Origin of the sequence: Cellulomonas cellasea, from assembly GCF_030372105.1 — a bacterium.
GTDB classification, from domain to species: domain Bacteria; phylum Actinomycetota; class Actinomycetes; order Actinomycetales; family Cellulomonadaceae; genus Cellulomonas_A; species Cellulomonas_A cellasea_A.
The window spans coordinates 110,157-136,642 of the sequence record NZ_JAUDBQ010000012.1; the positions used below are offsets into that span (position 1 = coordinate 110,157).

The following is a 26,486-nucleotide window of genomic DNA, read 5'->3' on the forward strand; positions in this document are numbered from 1 at the left end:
CGCATCGATCGTCACGCCGCCGCCTGGACTGGCGCCCGGCACAGCCTGTGCCCCGCCTGAGAGTCCTCCCCCAGTCCCGGCCGGCGGTCCTGGCCAGCGGGCCCCGACCGGATCAGGCCGGCAGCAGGAGCCCGTCCCGCACGAGCCCTCGCACGCCGGGCAGCACGTCGGCGGCGACCTCCGAGGCCGGGACCTCCAGCAGCGCGGCCAGCGCCCCCACGATCTGCCCGAGGCTCAGCTCGCCGTCGCAGGCGCCCACGAGCCCTGCCAGCGCGGCGCCGGTGCGGACGGTGCGCCCCAGGCCCCCGCCCTGCCGCAGCAGGACGATCGACGGGTCGACGTCGCCGGGCGTGAGGTACCGCTCCTCGGTGACGTCGCCGGCGACGACGAGGCGCTCGCGGGCCAGGGCTGCGTCGTCACGGGCCGCGAGCCAGTCGTGGGCGGCGAGGCTCGACTCGATCCAGGGGCCGAGCGGCTGGCGCACGGTCCCGGTGACCTCCTCGAGGCGGCGCAGCGTGGGGGCGCCGTGCTCGGGGCGGCGCAGCGTGACGATCCCGAAGCCGATGGCCTCGACGTCGCGCGACGCGAAGTCGTCGAGCCAGGCGCCGTAGCGCTCCGTCCAGGCCGCGCGGTCGCGGTCCGGGGTGGTGCCGCCGTCGCGGATCCAGGTCTCGGCGTACTGCGCCGGGTCCTGCAGCTCGCGCTGCACCACCCAGCCGTCCAGGCCGGACTCGTCGAGCCACTGGCCCACGCGCTCATGCCATTCCTCGCCGCGCCGCACCTCCCAGTTGCCCAGGAGCTGGGCGACGCCGCCGGGGGCCAGCACGGAGCCGACGCCTGTGATGAGGTCGCGCACGATGGCGTCGCCGGTGCGGCCCCCGTCGCGGTACTCGTAGAGCGGCACGGCGCCACCGTCGGCGCCGGCCTGCGGGGCACGCGGGGTGATGACGAACGGCGGGTTGGACACGACCAGGTCGAACAGCGGCTCGTCGGGCCCCTGCACCGGTTCGAGCATGGACCCGAGGCGGAGCTCGAGCCGGTCCTCCCCCAGCCCGGCGAGGCTCGCGTTGAACCGGGCGAAGGCGAGCGCCCGGCGGGAGATGTCGGTGCCGACCACGTGCTGCGCATGCCGGCTGGCGTGCAGCGCCTGGATGCCGCAGCCGGCGCCCAGGTCGAGCACGCGCCCACGGGGGCCGCGCACGGTGACCTGCGCGAGCGTGGTGGAGGCCCCGCCCACCCCCAGGACGTGGTCGGTGCGCAGCGCGGAGCCGGTGGCGAGCTCGCCCAGGTCCGAGGCGATCCACCAGTCCACGACGCCCGCCGTGCCCGGGCCGCCGTGGCGCGGCGCGTCGTCGTCCAGGCCGTCGACGGCCTCGTACGGGCGCAGGTCCACGCGCGCCCGCACGCCGTCGTCCGGGCCCGCGCCCGCCGCGTCCACCAAGCTGAGGCGCCGGGCCCCGTCAACCGTCAGCGTGCCCAGTGCCCGCTCCGCCTGCGCGCGGGGCACATCCACGCCCAGCACGAACAGGCGCATGAGCGTCGAGCGGGCATCCGCGCGTCCGGCGGTGGCCCGGAGCGCGGGCAGTGCCTCCTCGCGGTGCAGCGCCGCCGAGGCCACCGGGCCCAACAGCTCCTCGACACCGTCCACGGTGTACTGGGCGGCGCCCAGGTCGTGGCGCAGCGCGTCGAGGAGCGCGGGGTCGCCGCCGGGCGTGTCAGTCGCGTCGTTCACCCGACCATCCTCCCGTGTCCCGCGGCGGCCTCAGGCCGAGGTCGCCCGCACCGGCTCCAGGTCCACCACGAGCGGCAGGTGGTCGCTGGCCCGGCGGGCGGCGGCGTCCCGCAGCACCCGGGACCTGCTGGCCGCCAGCTCGGGTGACGCCAGCACCACGTCGATGCGGTGCCGTGGGCTCGGCGCGCGGAACGTCGGCGCGGCGCCATCCCCCGCCGTGTCCTGCGCGTAGCGGGCCAGTCGCTGCCAGGCGGGGCCGCCCGGCGGCTCGTTGAGGTCGCCGACCACCACGATCGGGCCGTCGACCCGGTCGAGATGCGCCTCGACCAGGTCGAGGTGCCGGGCGCGCTCGTCGGGGTGCAACGACAGGTGCAGCACCACCACCTCGACCCCGTCGACGCGCGCGGTCACGAAGCCCCGACGCGTCCACCCCATCCGCCACGGCAGCCGGTGCGCCCGAGGGCGCTCCACGACGCTGTCGGGCCGTGCCAGCAGCGCTGTGGTGCGTGACGCGAAGTCGTCCACCACGACCCGCAGCCCGGTCCGGGCCGCCCACCTGCGCAGCCGCACCCGGCGCAGCGGCCCGCGCGGGGGCTCTTGCACGCCGAGCACGTCCACCTGGGCCAGCCGCACCACCGCCACGGCGGCGGCGTCGTCGAGCCGCAGGCCCTTGAGGTTGTACGACATGACACGCATGGCAGTGGGGCTCAGTCCCGCACCCTCTCCTCGACTCGGGCGGCGCTGGCTATCGGCGCCGGGGCGATCACCCCGGACCCTGCCTCTAACATCCCCTCGCGGTCCACTCGGGCCGCCCGCAGGCGGGACATGATCACGGCGCCGAACGCGATGGCCGTGGCCGTGGACGCGATGGCGATGCGCGCCGGGTGATTCGCCCCGTCGCCCACGCTGATCGCGACGATCGCCGGGGCGATGAGCAGCGCCACCAGGTTCATCACCTTGATCAGCGGGTTGATGGCGGGGCCGGCGGTGTCCTTGAACGGGTCGCCCACGGTGTCCCCGATGACCACTGCGGCGTGCGCGTCGGAGTTCTTGCCGCCGTAGTGGCCGTCCTCGACGATCTTCTTCGCGTTGTCCCACGCGCCGCCCGCGTTGGCCAGGAACACGGCCATCAGCACACCGGTGGCGATGGCCCCGGCGAGGAACCCGGCGAGCGGCCCCACCCCGAGGCCGAAGCCCACGGCGATCGGGGCGAACGCGGCGAGCAGCCCGGGCGTCGCGAGCTCCCGCAGCGAGTCGCGCGTGCAGATGTCCACCACGCGCCCGTACTCGGGCCGCACCTCGCCCGTCATGATCCCGGGGTTCTCGCGGAACTGGCGGCGCACCTCGAAGACGATGGCGCCCGCGGCACGGGTCACGGCGTCGATCGCCAGGCCAGAGAACAGGAAGACGGTGGCGCCGCCGAGGATCACCCCGACCAGCGTGATCGGCGAGATGATCGAGTAGCTGAGCATCGACGCCACGACGTCGGAGGTCACGGGCGCCAGGCCCGCGAGCGACCGGCTCACCGACTCCGCGTAGGCGCCGAACAGCGCGGTGGCGGCGAGCACCGCCGTGGCGATCGCGATCCCCTTGGTCACGGCCTTGGTGGTGTTCCCGACGGCGTCCAGGTCGGTGAGGATCTTCGCGCCCTCCTCGGTGACGTCGCCCGACATCTCCGCGATGCCCTGCGCGTTGTCGCTCACCGGGCCGAACGTGTCCATCGCGACGATCACGCCGACGGTGGTGAGCAGGCCGCAGCCCGCGAGCGCGATGAGGAACAGCGCCAACGGGATGGAGCCCCCGGCCAGCAGGAACACCCCGCAGATCGCGGCGGCGATGATGCCGGCGGTGTACACGGCCGACTCGAATCCGACGCCGATGCCGGAGAGCACCACCGTCGCGGCGCCGGTGAGGGAGGTGCGGGCCACATGCAGCGTCGGCTTCGACGTGGTGCCCGTGAAGTACCCGGTGACCCACAGGATGACGCCCGCGAGCAGCACCCCGATGGCCACGGCCACCGCCGCGATCAGCCGCGGGTCCCCGGCGTGGCCCTCGAGCCCCGCGGTGCCGCCGACCAGCTCGGTGAAGGTGCTGGGCAAGTAGGCGAACGCGGCGACGGCAGCGAGCGCCACGCCCGCCAGAGCCGCGGTGTAGAAGCCGCGGTTGATGGCCGCGAGGCCGCCCTCCTCGCCGCGCACCCGGGTGACCAGCACGCCCAACACCGCCACGAGGGCGCCGATGGCCGTGACGATCAGCGGGAACACCAGGCCGTGCTCCCCGAAGGCCGCCTTGCCCAGGATGAGCGCCGCGACCAGCGTCACGGCGTAGGACTCGAAGAGGTCGGCGGCCATCCCGGCGCAGTCGCCGACGTTGTCGCCCACGTTGTCCGCGATGGTCGCCGCGTTGCGCGCGTCGTCCTCGGGGATGCCCTGCTCGACCTTGCCGACCAGGTCCGCGCCGACGTCGGCGGCCTTGGTGAAGATGCCGCCGCCCACCCGCATGAACATCGCGAGCAGGGCCGCCCCGAAGCCGAAGCCCTCCAGCACCGCCGGCGCCTCGCCCCGGTAGATCAGCACCACCGACGCCGCGCCCAGCAGCCCGAGCCCCACCACGCACATGCCCACGACGCCGCCGGTGCGGAACGCGATGCGCGCGCCCTCCGCGCGGCCGCCCGGCAGCGACGCCGCCGCGGCGACCCGCACGTTCGCGCGGGTGGCCAACCACATGCCCAGGAACCCGATGGCCGCCGAGAATCCCGCCCCGAGCAGGAAGAACAGCGACCGGCCGACCTTGACCCCCGCGTCCCCCGGCAACAGGAACAGCAGCCCGAACACGACAGCCGCGAACAGCACCAGCGTGCGGAACTGCCGGGACAGGTACGCCGACGCGCCCTCCTGCACGGCCGTCGCGATCTGCTGCATCGACGCGGTCCCCTCGTCCGCGGCGAGCACCTGACGGCGCAGCACCACCGCGTAGAGCAACGCGGCGACGGCGACGGCGGCGATGACACTGACGATGGTGAGGCTCGTCGGTCCGAGCGTGAGCATGCGACCTCCCCGGGCACAGGCGCAGCCCCCCTGACCACACCCTCGCCGCACGGCCCCGTTGCCGTGCAGACCCGCGAAGTCTAGTCAGACATATCGGCCGAGGCCGGGCGGACCGGTCGGCTTCCACCGGACGGCCCAGACCGGAAAGATGCGCCAGGCGCCCCAACGTTTCCGGCTCGCCGTTCGTGAAAGGGGATGACGGGACAGGTCTAGGCCAGAGTGCGACAGAGCGCGGACAGCGGGGACGGAGGACGGATGGCGGATTGGGAGCGCATGCTCGACGAGCTCGTGCGCCAGCGCGGCGTCGCCCTGACCCGGTACGCCTATCTGTTGTGCGGCGACGCACGCGAAGCCGAGGACCTGGTGCAGGACGCGCTGGTGAAGACGTTCAGCCGTCGCCGCGCCCTGCGCGAGTCCGGGTCCATCGAGGCCTACGTCCGCCAAGCCATCCTCACCACCCACGTCGACGGCGTCCGGCGCCGCCAGCGCTGGGCGGCGATCCGCCATCTCGCAGCGCGCGCCGAGACCCGGCACGGGCCCGAGCAGACGTCGTCCGATCGGATCGACATCGAGGCGGCGCTCGACCTCCTGGCCCCGCGTGAGCGCGCCTGCGTGGTGCTCCGCTACTACGAGGACCTCACCGTCCCGGAGATCGCCCGGCAACTGTCCCTGGCGAACGGGACCGTCAAGCGCTACCTCAGCGACGCCGTCCGCCGCCTCGAGGGGCGCCTGGAACCCCCCGCCGACCCCCACGAGCAGGACGTCGTGCTCGTCTCCGCCGCAAGGAGCACCAGATGACCAGGGACCTCTCACACGAGCTGCGCCTGCTCGCGGAGGCCGCCCCCGTGGACGATCACGCCACGGGGCTGCTGGGCGCCCGCGCCCACGGCATGGTGGCCCGGATCCGGCGGCGCCGGGCAGCCCGCCGAGGCGCCACCGCCGCCCTGTCCGTGGCCGCTGCCGCCGCCGTCATCCTGGGCCTCCCGCCCACGCACGGGCATGAGGCGCCGCCCGCGCACGCCCCCCTGGAGACATCCAGCCTGTCCACCTCGCTCGGCTCCGACGCGTGCGGGCGCACCCTCGAGGAGATCGGGTGGACGAGCGTCGGCCCCGCCCGGCTCGCCGTCCGCGAGATCGGGGCCTACACGTCAGCCCCCACCGGGGTGGGCCTGCGGTACGCGCTCGCCTCCACCGCGGGCGACACCGCCGACGCCCGCCCAGGGGGCCGCGTCGGTCCCGTCACCCTGACCGCCCTCGACCGCCCCGAGGCCGTCGTGGTCTCCGACGACGGGCGCGTCGTGGGAGTGCCCGCCGGCGTCGCCGACTACGTGCGGGCGGAGCCCAACACGGTCGGCGGAGCCCTCCTCGCCACGGGCAAGATCGCCCTCGAGATGCGCTCCTGCGACGGCCCCGACACCCCGATCCCCGCCGGGACGCACTCCGTCCAACTCCGGCAGACCGCCACCCTCCACATCGACGGCGAGGGCGTCACCGTGGTGTCCGCCGTCAGCCGGCCGGTCGCTGTCACGTTCCCCGAGGTGGTGGCCACCGCCTTCGCCACCTGCGGGGACGCGTTCACCCCGGAGCCGGATGACGCCCTCGCGGTCTCCCTCGTCTCGGCGCTGCCGAGCACCGTGGGCGCCGGTGAGATCCTCGACTTCGAGTTGGCCCTCACCGCCGACTCCGAGCTCGCCTACGTCCAGGTCCGGGGGTTCGCCGCGAGCCTCGTCTTCGTGCAGGACGGCATCGTCGTCGGCGGCGGCGCCACGCCGATCGTCGCCGACTACTCCGGCGACGGGCCCAGCGGGGCCATCTCCTACGGGCAGGGCGCGGCTGTGGGCTGCGACGACCAACCGCTGCCACCCGGCGAGTACAGCGCCTATCCGGTGCTCGACGTGGTCGCCGCCCAGACCATCACCCTCGTCGCCGCCCCGCAGGCCCTCAGCGTCCGATGACCGCACACGGCATCAGCGCCACCACTGGCATCAGGGCTGTCGATGGCTGAGTGGGCGGGCGCCCTCGACACCCTCGTCCGCGAGCGGGGGACGGCGTTGACGCGCTACGCGTACCTGCTGTGCTCCGACGCGCGCGAGGCCGAGGACCTGGTGCAGGACGCCCTGGTCAAGACCTTCAGCAGGAGCCGCTCGCTCCGCGACCCCGGGGCCATCGAGGGGTACGTCCGGCAAGCCATCCTCACCACCTACCTCGACGGCTTCCGCCGCCGGCGCCGCTGGGCCGCCATCCGCCACCTCACCGCACGCGACGAGGCCAGATCCGGGCCAGAGCGCACCACGCCACAGCGCCTCGACATGATGGCCGCGCTCGACGAGCTGCCGCCACGCGAGCGGGCCTGCGTGGTGCTGCGCTTCTACGAGGACCTCACCGTGCCGGAGATCGCGACCCGGCTCGACCTCGCCGCCGGCACCGTCAAGCGGTACCTGAGCGACGCGATGCGGCGACTCGAGACCCACCTGGGGCCGCTCGACGGCGCGTTGGACGGTGACGTGGTGCTGACCGTCACGCGGTCCTGACCGCGACAGACCACCGGATGGCCCGGCAGGGGGCGGGCGCACCCGGTGCTGACGGGCCTCGGGCCGGCCCTGGCGGCCGCCCGGGGCGCCGTCGCGAGCGGCGCGCCGCTCACGCGTCGAGCGCGGCCTCGACCGTCTCGTGGATGGTGAAGACCTGCGTGAGCGCCGTGATGTGGAAGACCTTCAGCAGCCGCTCGGAGTCGATCACCAGCTGCAGCCGTCCGCCCACCCCGCGCACCTTCTTCAGCACGCCGAGCAGCACGCCCAACCCCGTGGAGTCCATGAAGCGCACCGCCGTGAGGTCCACCACCAGGTCCGCGCGGCCCGCGTCGACGAGCGCCGCGAGGCGTTCGCGGAGCACCGACGCGGTGTAGACGTCGATCTCGCCAGTGACCTCGACGACCGTCTGGTCGTCCACGTCCCGGCTGGTCACGCCCACATCCATGCTCGCTCCCGGGTTCGGCCTTGTGCTGGGAGCATTCAAACAGACCGGCGCCCGCGCGCGGCCCGACGGCGCGGCGATCAGCCCTCGGAGCGCACCGCCGCGAGCGCCGCGCGGTACTCCGGGGTCGTCCCGTCGGGGCGGACCTGCTGCAGCACGTGGTTGCGCACTCCGAGCCGGCGCAGGGTCACCTGCAGCTCCTCGACGTCGGACGGGCTCAGCACTGTGGGGTCCACAGTGGTGCGGACCTGGACGTCGACACCCGAGTCCAGCACCATCCGCAGCGACGTGAACGCCGCGTCGGCTGCGGCGCCCACTCCGGTGATCGCCCGGTAGAGCGCGGCGGGGGCCTTGACGTCGAACCCGATCCAGTCGACCAGCGGGAGCATCTCCTCGAGTCGGCGCGGGTAGGCGCCCGAGGTGTGCAGGCCGACGCCGTATCCCGCCTCGCGGATCTCCCGCGCGGCCGCCGGCAGGCCCTGCTGGCGGGTGGGCTCGCCGCCGGAGAGCACCACGCCGTCGAGCAGGCCGTGTCGTCGCCGCAGCAGCCCGCGCACCCGCGACCAGGGGATCTCGCCGGGGGTGCGGGGGTCGATGAGGCCGGGGTTGTGGCAGTACGTGCACTCCCACGGGCAGCCTTGGAGGAACAGCGTCGCGACGAGCTGGTCCGGCCAGTCGCAGGTGGACAGCGGGCTCATGCCCGCGATCTGGAGCGCGTCAGCCGAGGCGGGGTCGATGCCCGCCTCAGCCGACGCGCTCCGAGTGGGCTCGCTCATACGAGGATCGCCGACTCCTGGAACGGGGTCCGCTCGGCGTGCTCGCCCTTCTTGCCCACGTTGAACGAGCTCACGGGGCGGTGGTAGCCCATGACGCGCGTCCAGACCTCGCACACGACGGGCTCGGCGCCGGGGTTGGCGTCAGCGCAGCGCTCGCACGTCGGGTGCTCCCCGGCCAGGTAGCCGTGGCTCGGGCAGATGGAGAACGTCGGCGTGACGGTGATGTACGGCAGGCGGTACGTCGACAGCGACCGGCGCACCAGCTCGCGGCAGGCCGACGCGCTCGAGACCCGCTCGGACATGTACAGGTGCAGCACGGTGCCGCCGGTGTACTTGCCCTGCAGCTCCTCCTGGCGCTCGAGCGCCTCGAACGGGTCGTCGGTGAAGCCGACGGGGAGCTGCGAGGAGTTCGTGTAGTACGGGTTCTGCTCGGTGCCGGCCTGGAGGATGTCGGGGAACCGCTTCTTGTCCTCCTTGGCGAACCGGTAGGTGGTCCCCTCGGCGGGCGTGGCCTCCAGGTTGTACATGTGGCCGGTGGACTCCTGGAACTCGACCATCCGCGCGCGCACGTGGTCCAGCAGCCGCACGGCCATGGCGTGCCCGGCCTCGGTGGTGATGTCCTCCGCGTCGTCGGTGAAGTTGCGGATCATCTCGTTGATCCCGTTCACGCCGATCGTCGAGAAGTGGCTGTCGAGCGTGCCCAGGTACCGCTTGGTGTACGGGAACAGGCCCTCGTCGATGTACTTCTGGATGACTGTCCGCTTGACCTCCAGCGAGTCGCGCGAGAGGTCGAGCAGGCGGTCGAGCTCCTTGAGCAGCACCGCCTCGTCGCCGCGGTGCGTGTAGCCCAGCCGTGCGCAGTTGATGGTGACGACGCCGAGCGAGCCGGTCTGCTCCGCGGAGCCGAACAGGCCGTTGCCGCGCTTGAGCAGCTCGCGCAGGTCGAGCTGGAGGCGGCAGCACATGGAGCGGACGTCGCCGGGCTTGAGCTCGGAGTTGAGGAAGTTCTGGAAGTACGGCAGCCCGTACTTGGCCGTCATCTCGAACAGCCGCTCGGCGTTCTCCGACTCCCACGGGAAGTCGTGGGTGATGTTGTACGTCGGGATCGGGAACGTGAACACGCGGCCCGACGCGTCGCCCTCCGTCATGACCTCGATGTACGCGCGGTTGATGAGGTCCATCTCGGCCTGCAGGTCGCCGTAGGTGAAGTCCATCGGCTCGTCGCCGATCAGCGGCGCCTGGTCGCGCAGGTCCTCGGGGCAGGTCCAGTCGAACGTGAGGTTCGTGAACGGCGTCTGGGTGCCCCAGCGCGAGGGCACGTTGAGGTTGTAGACGAGCTCCTGGATGCCCTGGCGGATCTCCTTGTACGACAGGTTGTCGACGCGCACGAAGGGCGCCATGTACGTGTCGAACGAGCTGAACGCCTGCGCGCCGGCCCACTCGTTCTGCATCGTCCCGAGGAAGTTGACGATCTGGCCGATCGCGGAGCTGAAGTGCTTGGGCGCGCGGGCCTCGACCTTGCCGGGGACCCCGTTGAGCCCCTCCTGGAGGAGGGTGCGCAGCGACCAGCCCGCGCAGTAGCCCGCGAACATGTCGAGGTCGTGGATGTGCAGGTCGCCCTCGCGGTGCGCGCGGCCGATCTCCGGGGAGTAGACGTGGCTCAGCCAGTAGTTGGCGATCACCTTGCCGGAGGTGTTGAGGATCATCCCCCCGAGTGAGTAGCCCTGGTTCGCGTTGGCGTTCACACGCCAGTCGCTGCGGTCCAGATACTCGTCGATGGACGATCCGACCTCGACGACGGGGTTCTGGTCCATGGGGCGACTCCTCGGTGGGCATCTGCGCCAACCCACTACATGTGGTGGCGTGCACGGCTTCGGGCAACTAGATGTGCCATCTTTGGGCGGCCCACCCTCCGCCAGGGGGGACCTAAGTCCCGGCCTCGGGGGCCGCGTGCGGCGTGAGCCGCGCACATGCCCCGCACATTCCTCCGATCGCTCGGCGTGTCGTTCCACGGGCCTGCGCCGACACCCGCGCGCCACCCCGTTCGGCCGCCCGGGAGGCCCAGTCGCGGGTGGGAGGATGGGCGCCATGGTCCAGACCGGCGAGCTGCTCGACGTGCTGCTCGCGGGGGGCCGCCGCAGCGACCGGCTGACGCATCTGCGCCACCTGCCCGAGCGGGCGGGCGAGCAGGCGGACTGGCCCGCGTGGGCGGACGCCGACCTGGTGCGCGGCTACCGTGCGCTGGGCGTCGAGCGCCCGTGGCGGCACCAGGTCGAGGCCGCCGACGCGGCATGGTCGGGGCGCCACACCGTCCTGGCGACGTCCACCGGCTCCGGCAAGTCCCTCGCATTCTGGCTGCCGTCGCTCACCTCCGTGCGGGCCGACGTCGCCGCCGGGACGCTCGACCCCGGGCGTATCGAGTCGGTCGCCCGCCGTGGGTCGGTGCTCTACCTGTCCCCCACCAAGGCCCTCGCCGCCGACCAGCTCGGCTCGGTGCAGCGCGTGCTCACCGCCTCCGGGGTCCGCGATGTTCGTGTTGCGACGTGCGACGGGGACACGGGACGCGATGAGCGCCGATGGGTGCAGGAGCACGCCGACGTCGTCCTGACCAACCCGGACTTCCTGCACTTCGCGCTGCTGCCGAACCACCGCCGCTGGGCGCGGTTCCTCGGGTCGCTGCGCTATGTGGTGGTCGACGAGTGCCATGCCTTCCGCGGGGTGTTCGGCGCGCACGTCTCCGCCGTGCTCCGCCGGCTGCACCGCGTCAGCGCGTCGTACGCGCCGCAGGCCCCGCGCCTGCCTGGCGACTCCGGCGCCGCCCGGCGGCCGTCGGGCCCGGGGCCGGTGTTCCTGCTCGCGTCGGCCACCACCTCCGACCCGGCCGCGAGCGCCGCCCGGCTGGTCGGCGCGGACGGCCGCGAGATCGTGGCGGTCACCCACGACACCTCTCCTGCCGGGCGCAAGACCTTCGCGTTGTGGCAGCCGCCCGAGCTGCCCGGCGTCGGCGGCCCCTGGTCGGACCTCGTGCCCGAGGACGACCCGTGGGCCACGCCACTGCCCGTGGACGTCCCGGACGCTCCTGGGCCCGAGGGCTCCGGCCCGGTCGGCACCGGCCAGCACCAGGTCGCAGAGGAGCCGGACCGCCCCCGCCGATCGGCCACCGTCGAGACCGCCGACCTGCTCGCCGACCTCACCGCCGCAGGCGCCCGGACGCTCGCGTTCACGCGCTCCCGCCGGTCGGCCGAGTCGGTGGCGACCATCGCGCAGGAGCACCTGGACGCGGTGGACCCGGGCCTGCGCGGCGTGGTCGCGGCCTACCGTGGCGGATACCTGCCGGAGGAGCGCCGCGCGCTGGAGCAGGCGATCCGGGACGGCAGGCTCCGCGCGCTGGCCACGACCAACGCCCTGGAACTGGGCGTGGACATCTCCGGGCTGGACGTCGTGCTCATCTCCGGCTGGCCCGGGACCCGCGTCTCGATGTGGCAGCAGGCCGGCCGGGCCGGGCGCGCGGGGGCCGAGGGGCTCGTCGCGCTCATCGCGCGGGAGGACCCGCTCGACACCTACCTGGTCCACCACCCCGAGGCGATCTTCGACACCCCCGTCGAGGCTACGGTGTTCGACCCCGCGAACCCCTACGTCCTCGCGCCGCACCTGTGCGCCGCCGCCGCCGAGCTGCCGCTGCGCGAGGAGGACCTCCCGCTGTTCGGACCCCGCTCCCGCGAGCTGCTGGACTCCCTGGTGGCCCGAGGGGCGCTGCGCCGCCGCGCGTCCGGCTGGTACTGGACCCACAACGAGTCGGCCGCCCGGCTCACCGACCTGCGCGGCTCCGGCGGCGACCCCGTGCGGGTCGTGGAGCTGTCCACGGGTCGCATGCTCGGCACCGTCGACGCGGCCGCCGCCGACTCCACCGTGCACCCCGGCGCCGTCTACGTGCACCAGGGCGCGACGTTCGTGGTGGACGAGCTGCACCTCGCCGACTCCGTGGCACTGGTCTCGCGACGAGATGTCGACTACGGCACCTGGGCGAAGTGGGTCACCACCACCGAGATCCGCTCCGTGGACCAGGAGCGGCAGTGGGGGCCGGTGGCGTGGGGCTTCGGGGCCGTCGACGTCACGACCCAGGTGGTCAGCTACCAGCGCAAGCGCATCCCCGACATGCAGCCTCTCGGCACCGAGGTGCTCGACCTGCCGGCCCGCACCCTGCAGACGTCCTCGGTGTGGTGGACGGCGCCCGCCGAGGTGCTGGAGGCCGCCGGCGTCACCGCCGAGACCGCGCCCGGCGCGCTGCACGCCGCCGAGCACGCGTCGATCGGCCTGCTCCCCCTGTTGGCGACCTGTGACCGCTGGGACCTGGGCGGGGTCTCCACTGCCCTGCACGTCGACACCGAGCAGGCGACGGTCTTCGTGCATGACGCCTACCCCGGCGGCGCTGGCTTCGCCGAGCGCGGGTACGAGCTGGCCGAGACGTGGCTGCGCGCCACCCGGGAGGCCATCGCCACCTGCCGGTGCGCGCACGGCTGCCCGGCGTGCGTGCAGTCGCCCAAGTGCGGCAACGCGAACAACCCGCTAGAGAAGGCCGCCGCCGTCCGGCTGCTCGACGCCGTCCTCGCGCACGCGCCGCGCTGACCCCGATCGCATCTCGTCGGGGCACTTCCTAGCGCGCTATACACACGGTGTATACCTCGTGTGTATAGTGGCGGTCATGTCAGTCGGACTCACGCTCCTCGGCCTCCTGCAATCCGGCCCTCGCCATGGATACGACTTGAAGCGCGCCTACGACGAGCGCTTCGGCCACGACCGCCCGCTGCACTACGGCCAGGTCTACTCGACGCTCGCGCGCCTGCTCAAGAACGGCCTCGTCGAGGTCGAGTCGGAGCCGGGAGACGGGCCCGAGCGCAAGCGCTACGCCATCACCTCGGCCGGGGTCAGCGACGTCGCCGCCTGGCTCGGCGAGCCCGAGAAGCCCGAGCCGTACCTGCAGAGCACCCTCTACGCCAAGGTCGTCCTGGCGCTGCTCACCGGCCGTGACGCGACAGACGTGCTCGACACCCAGCGGGCCGAACACCTGCGGTCCATGCGCGAGCTGACCCGGCGCAAGAGCGAGGGCGACCTGGCCGACCAGCTCATCTGCGACCACGCCCTCTTCCACCTCGAGGCCGACCTCCGGTGGCTCGAGCTCACCGCGGCCCGACTCGACCAACTCGCCACCCACGTCACGCCCTGACCCGGCCCACTCCACCGCTCGACACCCACCAGGGGGCACGATGCTCGACGCACCGCTCTTGACCGCCGACGGCCTGCACCTGAGGTTCGGCGAGACCCAGGCTTTGAACGACGCCTCCCTGCAGGTCTACGCCGGTGAGGTGGTCGCCCTGATGGGCCCCTCGGGCTCCGGCAAGTCCACACTGCTGCACTGCCTCGCCGGGATCCTCACCCCGGACTCCGGCCATGTGACCTACGACGGGCGCCTCCTGTCGCAGATGCCCGACGTCGAGCGCAGCGCCCTGCGGCGCGAGGAGTTCGGCTTCGTGTTCCAGTTCGGGCAGCTCGTCCCCGAGTTGACCTGCCTCGAGAACGTGGCGCTGCCGCTGCGCCTGGCCGGAACGTCGCGGCGCGCCGCCGAACGGACCGCCAGGGACTGGCTGCAACGCCTCGAGGTCACCGATGTCGCGGACAAGCGGCCCGGCCAGGCATCAGGCGGCCAGGGGCAGCGCGTCGCCGTCGCACGGGCGCTGGTCACGAGCCCGCGCGTCGTCTTCGCCGACGAGCCGACCGGCGCCCTGGACTCGCTCAACGGGGAGCGGGTGATGCAGCTGCTCATCGCCGCCGCCCGCGACACCGGCGCGGCCGTCGTGCTGGTGACCCATGAGGCACGGGTCGCCGCCTACTCCGACCGCGAGGCAGTGGTCCGCGACGGCCGCGTGCGCGAGCAGGAGCCCGTGCGATGACCACCACGGCGCCCCCTGCCGCCCCGCCGACCACCAGGCCGCGGCGCCGCGTCGGCCCGAGGCGATGGGCCGCGGACCTGGCCCTCGGCATCCGGCTCAGCATCGGGGGCGGAGCCTCCGGCTGGACCCGGCTCGCCCTGATCTCCACCGGCATCGGGATCGGCGTCACGATGCTGCTCGTCGCCACGACGATCCCGGCGGTGATGGGAGCGCGCAGCGACCGGATCGCCGACCGCCAGGCCGACGGGATATGGGCGGCAGGCGACGACGCGCCGCCCGCGACCGAGCAGTCGATCCTGGTCGACCACGTGCGCTCCGACTTCCGCGATCGGGCGATCGAGGGCCTGGTGATCCAGGCCGAGGGCAGCGACCCCGTCCGGCCTCCCGGCGTCAGCCAGGCGCTGGCGCCCGGCGACCTGGTGGTGTCGCCCGCCCTCGCCAGGTTGATGGAGTCCGACGAGGGCGCCCCGCTGCGCGGCAGGTGGAGCGACCAGGTGACCGGCGAGATCGGGCCCTCCGGCCTGGCAGGTCCCGAAGAGCTCACCTACTACCTGGGCGTCGAACAGGTCAACAGCGACTTCGCAATGCGCGTCACCGGCTTCGGCGCGTCGGGGACGGGTTCCTCGCACTCGGATCCCACCGGGCAGCTCCTCGGCGCGGTCGGGCTGGCGCTCTTGCTGGCGCCTGTGGCGATCTTCGTGTCGACTGCCGTCCGCTTCGGCGGGGAGGCGCGCGACCGCCGGCTCGCGGCGCTGCGGCTCGTGGGCGCCGACACCGCCATGACCCGACGGATCGCCGCTGGTGAGACCCTCGCCGGCGCAGTGCTCGGACTCGGCCTGGGCGGCCTCCTCTTCGTGGGACTCCGGCAGATCGCTCATCGCCTGGTCCCGGCCGACCTCAGCTTCTACCCGGCCGATTTCCAGCCGACGCCTGTCCTCGCCGCGCTCGTCGTGGTGCTCGTCCCGCTCGCGGCAGTGCTGGTCACCATCTCGGCGATGCAGCGGGTGGTCGTCGAGCCACTCGGCGTCGTGCGCCGCGCAGCGATCCGGCGGCGCCGGCTCTGGTGGCGGCTCGTGCTGCTCATCGGTGGCCTGGCCCTGCTGAGCCCCCTCCGCTCGGGCGGGGACGCCGTCAGCGCGAACGCCCCCGCCATCGTGGCGGGCGTCGTCGTCCTGCTCGTCGGCATGGCCGTGCTGCTGCCGTGGCTCGTGGAGGCGGTGGTCCGCCGCATGGGCGCCGGCCCCGTCGCCTGGCAGCTCGCCGTGCGCCGCCTCCAGCTCGACAGCGGCACCGCTGTGCGTTCCGTCTCCGGTGTCGCCGTCGCCGTCACCGGCCTCATCGCCATGCACGGGATGACTGCCGCGTGGACCGCCGAGATCGGCGACGACTCCGGTGCGGACACCGCCGAGGTGTATGACGCGAGCACCGACCCACGGTGGATCACCACCCTCGAGCAGGCTCCGGGCGTCAGCGAGGTGGGCACTCTCACTTGGGTCTCCGTCGAGTCCACTCAGGGGGACTCCCCGGTGGTCTCCCTGCAGGTGGGCGACTGCGCCACCCTGCTGATCGGCTCCGAGATCGACGCCTGCACCGACGGTGACGTGTTCGTCGCCGCCGAACAGGGGATTCCCGTTCCGGAGGCCGGCAGCGTGCATCTGCTCGGCGACGCCAGGGATGGCGAGCAGCAGGAGTGGACGATGCCCGCCTCGATCCACCGGTTCCCCGGCGGCGAGTTCGGCTACATCGAGATGCTCGTCACGCCTGGAGCGCTGGCCGGGATCGACCTCGACCGCGGGACGACTGCCGCCGATCTGCGCGTCGCCCTCGACCCGTCGACGCCCGACGCGGTGGATCATCTCCGCACCGCCGTCTCCCGCCTGGACCCGAGCGCCCATGTGACGTCCGGGGACGAGTTGATGACCCGGGCTGCGGAGACCGTCAGGCAACTGCTGCTCGTCGCGACCGGCGCACTGCTGGTGATCATCGGCGCCAGCATGCTGGTCAACATCGTCGAGCAGTTGCGGGAACGGCGGCAACTGCTCGCCGTCCTGCTCGCGTTCGGCACCCGCCGGCGCACCCTGGGCTGGTCGATCCTGTGGCAGATCGCCATCCCGATGGTGCTGGGGCTCGTCATGGCGGTCATCACCGGCACCGCGCTCGCCGCGATCCTGCAGACCGCTGCCGGGACCCCCGTCCAGTTCGACTGGCTCGGGATCGGCGCCACCACCGGGACCGCGGCGCTCGTGGCACTGGTGACCACAGCGGCCAGCCTGCCGCTGCTGTGGCGGCTGACCCGGGCAGGAGGCCTGCGCAGCGAGTGACGCCTGATCAGCGTCACGGGACCGGCGACGGCTCATCGCGCCGCCGCCGGTCCCGCGCGCGCCACAGCGAGGGCCTCCCCCGCGGACGTCTGGCGGGCCACTGACACCGCCAGCACCCGGCCGCCGTCCGGCCGACAGTCACGCAGCTCGCCGCCGTTGCGCCGTGCAACCTCCCCGGCGATCTCACAGGCCCGCTCGACCTGCGCCGGGCCATCCCCGCCGCGCAGCAGCTCGGCGCCCGCGAGCGCGGACAGGTCGGCGGCGGTCTGCGCCCGCGAGCGGCCCGACTGGGCCCCGACCAGCAGCCCGAGCGCCAGCATCACCGTCAGCACCACCGCGACCAGCCCCAACGCGAGCACCGTCCCCGACCCCTCATCCCCGCTCACGGCTCGACCCGGGCCGTCGCCTTGCCACTGACCCGCACGGGCGCGACGCTCAGCGCCCCGGCGGTCGCCGCGCTGCGCACCGTCACCGTCACCCACTCCCCGTCGTGCGCGACCTCCACGGCGGAGCCCGGTCCAGCGACCCGGGCGGCCTGGGCGACCACCACCGCATGCCCCTCGCCCAGCGCTGCGGACCGGGCGCCCGCGCGGGCCGCGTCAGCACATCGGAGCTGCGTCGTCGCGGCGGCGGTGAGAACCAGGACAGCGGTCAGGAGCACCGCGACGGCCGGCAGGGCGACGGCCAGCTCTGCCGTGACGCTGCCCCTCTCGCCCTCGTGCTCCGCCCGCTGCCTGCCCCTGCCCTGACCCCCGCCAGCGCCAGCGCCCTCACGGCCAGCCGCCCCGGCGGTCATGTCGAGAGCGCCCCACGGATGATGCCCAGGAGCAGCCCTCGCACCTCGCCGCTGCGCAGCACCACGATCAGCAGCCCGGCGAAGCCCACGGCGGCGATCGTCGCGATGGCGTACTCCGCCGTCGCCATGCCTCGATCCCCGCCGGCGGCGACGCGGCGCGCCACCGCGCCGCTGATCCCCCGCACCCGCACGAGCACCCGCCTTGGCCAGTGCGTATGCGCCGCCGGCGCCGTGTGCGCCACCTCCGCCATGTCACCGATCCCCGCCGTCTCAGCCATCCCCGCCATCTCTGTCACCCCTGTCGTCTCAGCCATCCCCGCCATCTCTGTCACCCCTGTCATCTCAGCCGCCTCTGCGGTCTCAGCCACCCGTGCCACCCCAGCCGTCCCGGTCGTCTCCGTCATCGCGAACCCCTCCCAGCGATCCCGCCGTCCGGGGCCGCTCTGCGCCACGTTGGACGACGGGGCGATCCGCGGGCGTCCGCCCTGTCACCTGCTGCTGGCGGGAGCCTCAGACGGCGCGACTGTGGGTGGGCGGTCAACCGGGTCGACGCCCAGGCAGCGACACCGCGGATCACTCGTGCGCCGGTCATCCAAGCAGCCCGTCGGCGAGCGAGAGCATCACCGGCACCAGGCCGAGCAGCACGAACGCCGGCAGGAAGCACAGCCCTAGCGGCAGGACGAGATGCACTCCCATGCGCCCAGCCGCCTCGCGCGCATCGCGCAGGCGTCCTCGACGGAGCGTCGCCGCCTGGGCCCGCAGCGCCCCACCCGGCGCGGCTCCGGCAAGCCAGGCCGGGCGCAGGCAGACTGCCACGACGGCCAGCCGTTCCGGGGCGCGGGCCCAGGCCGCTTCCCACGACGCGCCCAGCACCAGTGCCGCCGAGGCGTGGCCCAGGGCGTCGCCCTCGGCGCCGCCGACGGCCTCTCCGACCGCCTGCAATGCGCGCGGCACCGCGACGCCTGCCGCCACGGCCACCTCGACCAGTTCGAGCACCAGCACGACGTCGACCGGATCCGCCCGCGCCACATCGGCGCCCCGACCTCCCGGACCACGAGCACGCGCACGTGCGTGGGGTGGGCCTTCCCGTGCGGCGCCGAGTGTGATCCCGCGGAGGCGTCGCGACGGCGGGGCCCGCCAGCACACCGCAGCCAGCCCGAGGAGAGCGGCGACCGCCGCGCCTGTCTCCACTGGTGTCATCCGATGTCCCCCGCTGAGGCCGCATGGGCAAGCAACCGGGCCGTCCACCAGCGGCCCAGGAGCAACAGCGCGCCGCCGAGCAGGGCTGACGCGGCGCCGAGGCCCCCGCGGAGCACCACCTCGACGGGATCCGCGCCCAGCGCGAACCCCAGCAGCAGGCCCAGGACTGGCAGCCAGCCCAGCACGGCGGCCGTGGAGCGTGGGCCCGCGAGCGCCGCCCGCCGTTCGGCGTCCAGCTCGGCATCGGCGGCGACCGCCTCGGCCACCCGGTCGAGGACGGGAGCCAAGGGTGCGCCCAGGCTTCGTGCGAGCCGACACGCCGCGAGCACCGCCCGGGCGTGACGGCCCTGGCCGCCGGGCGACCGGTCCAGCGCGACGAGCGAGCCCCAGGCGGGCAGCCCGTCCGGGCCGGTCGGCGACCCCAGCGTGCGACGCCATGCCTCACCCGGTGGACTGCCCGATCGCAGGGCCGCGCTCGTGGCCGCGAGCACCTCGGCCAGATCGGGCGCCACTCCCGTCCGTCGCCGTGCGGGTCTCCACCACCTCGCAACCTCCAGTGCCAGCATCGACCGCGGGCGCCCGCGCAGAACCCGGCCCCGCGGCCCGGCCCCGACGAGGAGCGCGCCAGCGACGAGGACCCCCACGGTCGCGCTCATGCGCCCAACCGGCGCGCGAGCGCCTCCCATCCCGCGCCGCGCACTGGGAGCCCGCCCGGGGTCACGTCCACTGCTGTCTCGACGACCAGCTCGCCCGCGTGATCGCGCCGCACCACCGCGACCTCGGCGATGTGCCGGCGCGGGCCGTCCCGGCGCAGGTGGACCACCGCGTCGAGCGCGCTCGCGGCCTGCGCGGCGACGGACTCCCTGCCCATCCCGGCGAGTGCGGCGAGCGCTTCGAGCCGGGCGGGGACGTCTGCCGCGGTGTTCGCGTGCAGGGTCGCGCACCCGCCCTCATGGCCGGTGTTGAGGGCGGTGAGGACGTCGCGCACCTCGGCGCCTCGACACTCGCCGAGCACGATGCGGTCGGGCCGCATACGCAGCGCCTGGCGCACGAGGTCGGCGAGCCCGACGGCTCCGGCGCCGTCGATGTTGGCGGCGCGGGCGAGCAGCCGGACGACGTGCGGGTGGTCGGGCGCCAGCTCGCCGGATTCCTCGATGCAGACGATCCGCTGATCGGGCGCGACGAGCGAGAGCAGCGCGGACAGCAGCGTCGTCTTGCCGGTGCCGGTGGCGCCCGTGACGAGGAAGTTGGCGCGCTCGGCCACGAGCGCCCGGAGCACGGGGACCAGCCCCGGCGCCACGCTGCCAGCGCGGACGAGCTCGTCGAGGGTGAACGCCTGGCGGCGCAAGGTCCGCAGCGAGATGAGGGTGCAGCCGCCCGCGACAGGGGGCAGCACAGCGTGGAGGCGGGCGCCGTCGGGCAGCCGCGCGTCGACGGAGGGGCTGGCGTCGTCGAGGCGCTGCCCTCCGGCCGCGGCGAGCCGCACGGCCAGGTCGCGCACCTGCTCGGGGGTTCCCAGGTCGACGGCCGACCGTTCGAGCCGGCCCTCGCGTTCCACCCACACCTGGTCGGGGGCGTTGACCAGCACGTCGGTGACGTGCGGGTCGTCGAGCAACGGCTGGAGCGGCCCGGCGCCCAGCACCTCGGCCCGGACGGCAGCGCCGAGCTCGGCGAGGGCCCGGCTGCCCAGCACGGCGCCCGCGGACCGCACGGCCTCGGTCACGTCCGCATCCGTGGGCTGCGGGCCGTGGCGTGCCAATCGCGCGCGCACCCCGTCGAGCAGCACCGGATCGGCCCCCCGCGCGACGGGGCCGGCCGGCGGGCCGCCGCGCACGCCCTCGGCGCGGGCCGGCGCGACACGTTGCAGCGCCGTCATCCCAGGTCCCGGATCAGGGCGGTGACGGCGCGGGCGAGCGGCCCGCGCCGTGGCGCCGGGCCGCCGCCTCTCTCGAGGGCCTCCGGCAGGCGCCGGTCGGGCGCCAGGCTCGCGGCGATGGGGAGGTCGACGACGTGCGCGAGCTCGAGCGTGCCGAGCCCTCCGGGGGCGGGGCCGCGCACCACGAGCCGCACGTCCGGCACGGCGCCGAGCAGGGCGGGCCGCAGGGACAGCGCGCCCGCGACGCCCCGCAGGTCGCGCGGGACGACGACGAGCACCGTGCCGCAGGCCGACAGCGCGGGCCCGCGGGCGAGCACGTCGGCGCGGTCGAGGTCGAGCACGAGGTGCGCGTGCTGCTCGGCGAGGGCGGTGAGCACGTCCGCGACGGCGTCAGCCGGTGGGGGCCCTGGGCGCGTGCGGTCAGCGCTGAGCACGGCGCACCCACCCCACCGGGGCAGCAGCGCCGTCAGCTCCGCGCCTGAGACGACGCCGCGGGCGTCCGCCAGATCGGGCCAACGCAGCCCGCCGGACTCTTCGAGCCCCACGAGGACGTCGAGCCCGCTGCCGGCCTCCTCGAGGTCGACTAGACAGGTGGGGGCGGTGCGGGCGAGTCGATGGGCGAGGGCGGCGGCCAACGTCGAGGCGCCGACACCGCCCCGGGCGCCCACCACGCCCAGCGCGCCGCCGCCGCGCCCCGGGCCCTCCATGCCCACCCCGCCCCGGGCGCCGGCGCCCACGACCGCGCCGGTCCATGGCATCGCTGTCCCCTCCCGTCGGCGGTGGCCCACTCACCCCGACGGGCCGCCATCCGACTGTGGCTGACGACGAGCCGACCCTCCCCGCCGGCCCCGCGGCCTGGTGGGGATCAGCGGCCGCCACGCGCCTGGGGGTGGGGCGCAGCGGGACACGTCCCACTAGGCTCGGCCGCGTCGAGGGAGGAACGATGGTCACGGAGCCAGCAGGCGCGGCCGACAAGCCGACGCCCGCACGCGCCGCCGCCCCGCGCCCCGGGTCTACGCCGCGCACCGGCTCCGCCCCGCGCCCCGGCGCCGCCGCGTTCTTCGACCTCGACAAGACGATCATCGCCACGTCCTCGGCCACAGCGTTCTCGCGGCCCTTCCTCGCGGGCGGCCTGCTGACCAAGCGCGCGGTGCTGCGCACGGCGTACGCGCAGTTCTTCTACCTCGTGGGCGCCGCCGACGCCGATCAGACGGAGCGCCTGCGCCGCGAGCTGTCCCGCATGGTCACCGGCTGGGACGTCGCGCAGGTGTCGTCGATCGTGGAGGAGACACTCCATGAGTCGATCGACGCGGCGGTGTACTCCGAGGCCGTGGCGCTCATCGAGGAGCACCATGCCGCGGGCCGGGATGTCGTGATCGTCTCGGCGTCAGGTGGCGAGGTGGTGCGCCCCATCGCGGCGCTGCTCGGCGCCGACCATGTGATCGCCACGCAGATGGGCGTGGCTGACGGCAGGTACACCGGCGAGATCGACTTCTACGCCTACGGCCCGCAGAAGGAGGTCGCGATCCGCGACCTCGCGGCCCGGCACGGCTATGACCTCGAGGCGAGTTACGCCTACTCGGACTCGATCACTGACGCCCCGATGCTGGGCGCGGTGGGGCGCGCCTTCGCGGTCAACCCCGATCGGGCGCTGCGCAGGCTGGCGGCGCAGGAGGGCTGGGGTGTGCTGACGTTCACCCGCCCGGTCGCGCTGCACGCCTTGTTGAGGCCGGGCCGCTCGACGGTGGCGGTGACGGGCGCGCTCGCCCTGCTGGGGGCGGCGTTGGTGGCGTGGCGGCTGGTGGTCAGGGCCCGACGCCGCCGGTGAGTCCGACATCGCCGGTGAGTCCGGCATCCGGACGCCGAATCCGCGATGTGACCACTGAGCGCTCACAACTCGCACAAATGCGGCGCATCCCTTGAACTCCGCCTGTCACCAGGAGTACCAAGGGATCACAACAGAATGACGTGAGGGAACCCACGCGCGATCTGTCCCCGTACGGACATGTCGACCGGGCTTGCCCCGTAGCGGCAATCACTGTGCACGCTTGATACCTCCCACGTCGTCCGTTCGGCAACGGCGTCCGCGAGGGCGCCGTTGTTCGGTGCCCGCAAGCAATGCGGCGCCCGCACGTGCCCGCCGCACTGCCGCGGCCGCGGCCCGCGGCCTCAGGCCGTCAGCTTCCCCGCCAGCACCGCGTCCGCGATGTCGCGCGCCTCGCCGGCCCCCGTCACGACGCCCTGCGCGCACACCTGCACCCATCTGGCCACACCCTCGGGGGAGCCGGTGGCGAAGCCCGCCGCCGCCGCGAGGTACGGGTTCGCCGCTGGCGCCCAGGCGGCCTCGGGCACCACCGACCCCGTCGGGTCGAGGCCGCGGCTGGTGAGCAGCAGCCTGGCCATCGCGCGCGCCACCACGCCGTTGCCGGCGGCGAATGGCCGCAACGTGAGCAGCTCCCCGTGCACGACGGCCGCGACGACGAGCGCCGGCGCGTCGGTGGTCCGCACCACGTCGCCCAACAGGTTCAGGCGCGCCGCCAGCTCGGAGCCCGTCGGCGCCGGCCCGAGCCCGCGCAGGTCCTCCGGGGCCTGGTCGACGCGCAGGCGCCCCAGCAGGTCATCGGCCAGCCATCCGGCGCCGGCAGCGCTGTGCAGGCCGGCGACGAGCTGCCCGAAGGGCGGCACCCGGGCGGCGCCCCGCGCACCGAGGTCGGGCATCAGCCCTTCGACACGGGCGCCCGCCCGTAGCGCGCCGAGGGCCGCCAGGTGCTCATGCCCGCCGCCCGGCTCGGCGCCGACGACCATCGCGCGCATCACGTCGAGCGGCACCCGGGCGCCGTCGAGCGCGGCACTGGCCCGCGCGCTGCGCACTGTCGCCTCGGCGCGCACTCCACGCCAGCGCCGGCGGTAGGCCTCATGCCAGCGCAGTTCCTCGCAGGCCACCCGGGCCGCCTCCACGGCCTGCGGGACGCCGGGAAGCGTCGCGATCCCTGCCAGGGGGTCCGGACCGGTCTCCGCCGCTGCTGCTCGCGCCACGCGCCCACCCTACGGCGGCGCGCCCGGGTGTCGGCGTGGGCGCCTGGACGTGGCGCAGGCCACACTGTGCGGCATGGTTGCCGCGCCCAGCGTCTCGTCGTCCATCACCGCCCGCCTCCAGGTGGAGGCCCGCCCGACGGCGGTCAGCGAGCTCACCACTGCGATCGAGCGCGAGGGCGGCATCGTCACGGCGCTCGACGTCACCGCCTCGGGCCATGAGCGGATCACCGTGGACGTGACGTGCGCGACGCGCGGCGAGGCGCACGCCTCGGACATCGTCGAGGCGTTGCGGATGCTGCACGGGGTCGTCGTGGAGCGGGTCAGCGACCGCACGTTCCTGCTGCACCTGGGCGGCAAGCTGTCGGTGGAGTCGAAGGTGCCGCTGCGCAACCGCGACGACCTGTCGATGGCCTACACGCCCGGGGTCGCGCGGGTGTGCGAGGCCATCGCGGCCCATCCAGAGGACGCCCGACGGCTGACCATCAAGCGCAACACCGTCGCTGTCGTCACCGACGGCACAGCGGTGCTGGGCCTGGGCAACCTGGGCCCGCTCGCGGCGCTGCCGGTGATGGAGGGCAAGGCGGTGCTGTTCAAGCGGTTCGCGGACATCGACGCGTTCCCCATCGCGCTGGACACCACGGACATCGACCAGATCGTCGAGACGGTGTGCGCCATCGCGCCGGTTTTCGCGGGCATCAACCTGGAGGACATCTCCGCGCCGCGCTGCTTCGAGATCGAGCGCCGCTTGCGGGAGCGGCTGGACATCCCGGTGTTCCATGACGACCAGCACGGCACGGCGATCGTGGTGGTGGCGGCGTTGACGAACGCGCTGCGGGTGGTGGAGAAGAAGCTGCCCGACGTGCGGATCGTGCTGTCCGGGGCGGGCGCGGCGGGCACCGCGGTGCTCAAGCTGCTGCTCGCGGCGGGCGCGCGGGATGTGGTGGTGGCGGATATCGACGGCGTGGTGCACTCCGCGCGCCCGGGCCTGACGCCGGAGCTGGCGTGGACGGCCGCGCACACCAACCCGCGCGGGGTGGAGGGCACGCTGCGCGCGGCGCTGGCCGGGGCCGACGTGTTCGTGGGCGTCTCGGCCCCCGATGTGATCGACGGCGACGATGTGGCGACGATGGCGGCGGACTCGATCGTGTTCGCGCTGGCGAACCCGCGCCCGGAGATCGAGCCCGAGGTGGCGGCGCTGCACGCGACGGTGGTCGGCACCGGGCGCTCGGACTTCGCGAACCAGATCAACAACGTGCTCGCGTTCCCGGGGCTGTTCCGCGGGCTGTTGGACGCGCAGTCCCACCGGATCACCGAGTCGATGCTGCTGGCGGCCGCGCAGGCGCTCGCGTCGGTGGTGCGCGACGAGGAGCTGAACCCGACGTACATCGTGCCAAGCGTCTTCCACCCTGACGTGACGGCAGTGGTGGCGGCCGCCGTCGAGCAGGCGGCCCGGGCGGCGCAGTGACGGCTCTGGGTGGGCTTTCGTCCCATGAACAGCGTCTTCGGAGCCCGCAGGCTTAGCACCATGCTCAGCATCTCCGAGGCGCTCGACCAGCACGACGCGGCGGCCCGCAAGAAGACGCAGCTCACCCGCACCCCCGCCGTGTACTTGGTGCACGCGATGCTGGCGGGCGCGTACATCGGCATCGGCGTCGTCATCATGACCACCGCCGGCGGCCCGCTCGCCGTGGCGGGGTCGCCGTGGGCGCCACTGGTGCAGGGCCTCGTGTTCGGCGTGGCGCTGACCATCGTCGTGGTGGCAGGTGGCGAGCTCGCGACCTCCGCGATGATGATCCTGACGCAGGGCGCCCTGCGCCGGGCGATCACCTGGGGCCGCGCCGCCGCGACCCTGCTGTTCTGCATGGTCGGCAACTTCCTGGGCGCGATGGCGTTCGCGGCGCTGGTGCACTTCTCCGGCGCGCTGGGCCCGTCGACGAACGCCGGCATCACCATCGCCTCGATGATCGAGCACAAGGCCGCCGAGACGACCACGGAGCTGTTCTTCCGCGGCGTGCTGTGCAACCTGCTCGTCTGCCTGGCCATCTGGTCGGCGGCGCGGCTGCGCTCCGAGGGCGCGAAGATCACGCTGATCTTCGCCTGTGTGATGGTGTTCATCACCTCGGGCTTCGAGCACGTCGTGGCGAACATGACCACGCTCTCGTTCGGGCTGCTGGGCGGCCTGCCGCATGCCACGTGGCTTGAGCTGGCGCGCAACATGGGCGCCGTCGGGCTCGGCAACCTGGTGGGCGGCGGGCTGCTCGTCGGCGCGGCGTACGTCTACGCGGCGGGCCGTCCGGCGCCCGTCGAGGCGACGACCTCGGCCCCGGCCGGCGCCGACGCCCCGGTGATGGCCGACGCACGCTGAACTGACCTGCGGCTTCGGCCTGGACGAGCGAGCGGACCGCCTCGCCCCTACGGTGAGAGCCCTGACGGCAGCGCCGTGACCTGGCGCCCCGCACGGCGACCAAGGAGCAGGCCATGAGCACGTCCGACCCTGACCACCCCTCGTCGTCCCCGCAGCCGACGGAGCGGACCGAACCGACCGAGCCCACCGAGTCGACGGGCCCGCCGGCGCCGGCGAGCCCGACCTGGCCCACTGTCGGCGGCGTGCGCGGGACGCAGCCCACCGACCCGGTCGAGACCACCCCCACCCACGACACGGCCCCGCCGCCCGCCGCCGCACAGCCGTACCCCGACGCCGAGCAGCCCCCGCCCCTTCCCCTTATACCCATCTCCGAGCCCACGCGACGCTACCCCAACTTGTATGCCGCCCTTTGCCTG

The 26,486-nt window shown here is 74.1% G+C and carries 24 protein-coding genes and 1 pseudogene; 11 read left to right on the top strand and 14 right to left on the bottom strand.

The window, feature by feature from the left end:
* Nucleotides 1–112 precede the first annotated feature (112 nt).
* Genes QUV83_RS12495 through QUV83_RS12505 form a run of 3 tightly spaced genes read right to left on the bottom strand, consistent with a single transcriptional unit; the run spans nucleotide 113 to nucleotide 4,779 of the window.
* Complete coding sequence (locus QUV83_RS12495; RefSeq protein ID WP_289564887.1) at nucleotides 113–1,732, bottom strand: DUF7059 domain-containing protein; 1,620 nt, start codon at nucleotides 1,730–1,732, stop codon at nucleotides 113–115.
* A 30-nt stretch (nucleotides 1,733–1,762) separates the two neighbouring features.
* Complete coding sequence (locus tag QUV83_RS12500) at nucleotides 1,763–2,419, bottom strand: endonuclease/exonuclease/phosphatase family protein (protein ID WP_289564889.1); 657 nt, start codon at nucleotides 2,417–2,419, stop codon at nucleotides 1,763–1,765.
* Nucleotides 2,420–2,439: 20 nt separating this feature from the next.
* Entirely contained in the window at nucleotides 2,440–4,779 is a 2,340-nt protein-coding gene (locus QUV83_RS12505; protein WP_289564890.1) for a sodium-translocating pyrophosphatase, read from the bottom strand.
* Nucleotides 4,780–5,034: 255 nt separating this feature from the next.
* Here QUV83_RS12505 and QUV83_RS12510 point away from each other — a divergent pair, with 255 nt between their 5' ends.
* From QUV83_RS12510 to QUV83_RS12520, 3 genes are read left to right on the top strand one after another with little or no spacing between them, the layout of a single operon-like run.
* On the top strand, nucleotides 5,035–5,577 hold the full coding sequence (locus QUV83_RS12510; protein ID WP_289564891.1) for a sigma-70 family RNA polymerase sigma factor: 543 nt from the start codon (nucleotides 5,035–5,037) through the stop codon (nucleotides 5,575–5,577).
* Nucleotides 5,574–6,734: a hypothetical protein gene (locus tag QUV83_RS12515; RefSeq protein ID WP_289564892.1), complete on the top strand. Its 1,161-nt coding sequence runs from the start codon at nucleotides 5,574–5,576 to the stop codon at nucleotides 6,732–6,734. Before QUV83_RS12510 ends, QUV83_RS12515 begins: the two co-directional genes overlap by 4 nt.
* Nucleotides 6,735–6,776: 42 nt before the next feature.
* Nucleotides 6,777–7,310 carry a sigma-70 family RNA polymerase sigma factor gene (locus tag QUV83_RS12520; RefSeq protein ID WP_289564893.1) on the top strand — a complete coding sequence of 178 codons (534 nt, stop codon included), beginning with the start codon at nucleotides 6,777–6,779 and terminating at the stop codon, nucleotides 7,308–7,310.
* Nucleotides 7,311–7,419: 109 nt separating this feature from the next.
* On the opposite strand, the gene QUV83_RS12525 is transcribed toward QUV83_RS12520, so the two are convergent.
* The 3 genes from QUV83_RS12525 to QUV83_RS12535 all read right to left on the bottom strand — a co-directional run bounded on the left by QUV83_RS12525 (nucleotide 7,420) and on the right by QUV83_RS12535 (nucleotide 10,342).
* On the bottom strand, nucleotides 7,420–7,743 hold the full coding sequence (locus tag QUV83_RS12525) for an STAS domain-containing protein (protein ID WP_436231917.1): 324 nt from the start codon (nucleotides 7,741–7,743) through the stop codon (nucleotides 7,420–7,422).
* 89 nt (nucleotides 7,744–7,832) lie between these two features.
* Nucleotides 7,833–8,528, bottom strand: a complete 696-nt coding sequence (locus tag QUV83_RS12530; RefSeq protein WP_289564896.1) for an anaerobic ribonucleoside-triphosphate reductase activating protein — start codon at nucleotides 8,526–8,528, stop codon at nucleotides 7,833–7,835.
* Nucleotides 8,525–10,342: a ribonucleoside triphosphate reductase gene (locus QUV83_RS12535; RefSeq protein ID WP_289564898.1), complete on the bottom strand. Its 1,818-nt coding sequence runs from the start codon at nucleotides 10,340–10,342 to the stop codon at nucleotides 8,525–8,527. The genes QUV83_RS12530 and QUV83_RS12535 overlap by 4 nt, the downstream gene beginning before the upstream one ends.
* A gap of 274 nt (nucleotides 10,343–10,616) precedes the next feature.
* Here QUV83_RS12535 and QUV83_RS12540 point away from each other — a divergent pair, with 274 nt between their 5' ends.
* The 4 genes from QUV83_RS12540 (at nucleotide 10,617) to QUV83_RS12555 (ending at nucleotide 16,797) form a co-directional block, all read left to right on the top strand.
* Nucleotides 10,617–13,154 (top strand): DEAD/DEAH box helicase, encoded by a 2,538-nt coding sequence (locus QUV83_RS12540; protein WP_289564899.1) that lies wholly within the window; start codon nucleotides 10,617–10,619, stop codon nucleotides 13,152–13,154.
* A gap of 76 nt (nucleotides 13,155–13,230) precedes the next feature.
* The gene (locus QUV83_RS12545; RefSeq protein ID WP_289564901.1) at nucleotides 13,231–13,752 is read left to right on the top strand and encodes a PadR family transcriptional regulator; all 522 of its coding nucleotides are present in this window, start codon (nucleotides 13,231–13,233) and stop codon (nucleotides 13,750–13,752) included.
* 40 nt (nucleotides 13,753–13,792) lie between these two features.
* A complete protein-coding gene (locus tag QUV83_RS12550) occupies nucleotides 13,793–14,476 on the top strand; it encodes an ABC transporter ATP-binding protein (RefSeq protein ID WP_289564902.1) in 684 nt (227 codons plus the stop codon).
* Entirely contained in the window at nucleotides 14,473–16,797 is a 2,325-nt protein-coding gene (locus QUV83_RS12555; RefSeq protein WP_289564903.1) for an ABC transporter permease, read from the top strand. Before QUV83_RS12550 ends, QUV83_RS12555 begins: the two co-directional genes overlap by 4 nt.
* 32 nt (nucleotides 16,798–16,829) lie before the next feature.
* Here the strand turns inward: QUV83_RS12555 and QUV83_RS12560 are convergent, their stop codons facing one another.
* From QUV83_RS12560 to ssd, 7 genes are all read right to left on the bottom strand, one after another.
* Complete coding sequence (locus QUV83_RS12560; protein WP_289564904.1) at nucleotides 16,830–17,183, bottom strand: Rv3654c family TadE-like protein; 354 nt, start codon at nucleotides 17,181–17,183, stop codon at nucleotides 16,830–16,832.
* Nucleotides 17,180–17,593, bottom strand: coding sequence for a TadE family type IV pilus minor pilin (locus QUV83_RS12565; RefSeq protein WP_289564905.1), 414 nt, complete (start codon nucleotides 17,591–17,593; stop codon nucleotides 17,180–17,182). Before QUV83_RS12565 ends, QUV83_RS12560 begins: the two co-directional genes overlap by 4 nt.
* Entirely contained in the window at nucleotides 17,590–17,907 is a 318-nt protein-coding gene (locus QUV83_RS12570; protein WP_289564906.1) for a DUF4244 domain-containing protein, read from the bottom strand. Before QUV83_RS12570 ends, QUV83_RS12565 begins: the two co-directional genes overlap by 4 nt.
* Nucleotides 17,908–18,181: 274 nt before the next feature.
* Nucleotides 18,182–18,595, bottom strand: coding sequence for a type II secretion system F family protein (locus QUV83_RS12575; protein WP_289564907.1), 414 nt, complete (start codon nucleotides 18,593–18,595; stop codon nucleotides 18,182–18,184).
* Between the two features lie 194 nt (nucleotides 18,596–18,789).
* Nucleotides 18,790–19,305: a type II secretion system F family protein gene (locus tag QUV83_RS12580; RefSeq protein WP_289564909.1), complete on the bottom strand. Its 516-nt coding sequence runs from the start codon at nucleotides 19,303–19,305 to the stop codon at nucleotides 18,790–18,792.
* 140 nt (nucleotides 19,306–19,445) lie between these two features.
* Nucleotides 19,446–20,669, bottom strand: a complete 1,224-nt coding sequence (locus QUV83_RS12585; RefSeq protein WP_289564911.1) for a TadA family conjugal transfer-associated ATPase — start codon at nucleotides 20,667–20,669, stop codon at nucleotides 19,446–19,448.
* On the bottom strand, nucleotides 20,666–21,427 hold the full coding sequence (gene ssd, locus QUV83_RS12590; RefSeq protein WP_289564913.1) for a septum site-determining protein Ssd: 762 nt from the start codon (nucleotides 21,425–21,427) through the stop codon (nucleotides 20,666–20,668). The genes QUV83_RS12585 and ssd overlap by 4 nt, the downstream gene beginning before the upstream one ends.
* Before the next feature lie 185 nt (nucleotides 21,428–21,612).
* Here ssd and QUV83_RS12595 point away from each other — a divergent pair, with 185 nt between their 5' ends.
* Nucleotides 21,613–22,497 (top strand): HAD family hydrolase, encoded by an 885-nt coding sequence (locus QUV83_RS12595; protein ID WP_289564915.1) that lies wholly within the window; start codon nucleotides 21,613–21,615, stop codon nucleotides 22,495–22,497.
* 341 nt (nucleotides 22,498–22,838) lie between these two features.
* Here QUV83_RS12595 and QUV83_RS12600 read toward each other — a convergent pair whose 3' ends face one another.
* On the bottom strand, nucleotides 22,839–23,705 hold the full coding sequence (locus QUV83_RS12600; protein WP_289564916.1) for a Fic family protein: 867 nt from the start codon (nucleotides 23,703–23,705) through the stop codon (nucleotides 22,839–22,841).
* A 73-nt stretch (nucleotides 23,706–23,778) separates the two neighbouring features.
* Between QUV83_RS12600 and QUV83_RS12605 the strand changes: the two genes are divergently transcribed.
* From QUV83_RS12605 to QUV83_RS12615, 3 genes and pseudogenes are all read left to right on the top strand, one after another.
* On the top strand, nucleotides 23,779–25,170 hold the full coding sequence (locus QUV83_RS12605) for an NAD-dependent malic enzyme (RefSeq protein WP_289564918.1): 1,392 nt from the start codon (nucleotides 23,779–23,781) through the stop codon (nucleotides 25,168–25,170).
* 60 nt (nucleotides 25,171–25,230) lie between these two features.
* The gene (locus tag QUV83_RS12610) at nucleotides 25,231–26,070 is read left to right on the top strand and encodes a formate/nitrite transporter family protein (protein ID WP_289564920.1); all 840 of its coding nucleotides are present in this window, start codon (nucleotides 25,231–25,233) and stop codon (nucleotides 26,068–26,070) included.
* 113 nt (nucleotides 26,071–26,183) lie between these two features.
* Nucleotides 26,184–26,486 (top strand): annotated as a pseudogene (locus tag QUV83_RS12615) (hypothetical protein); the annotation flags it as partial.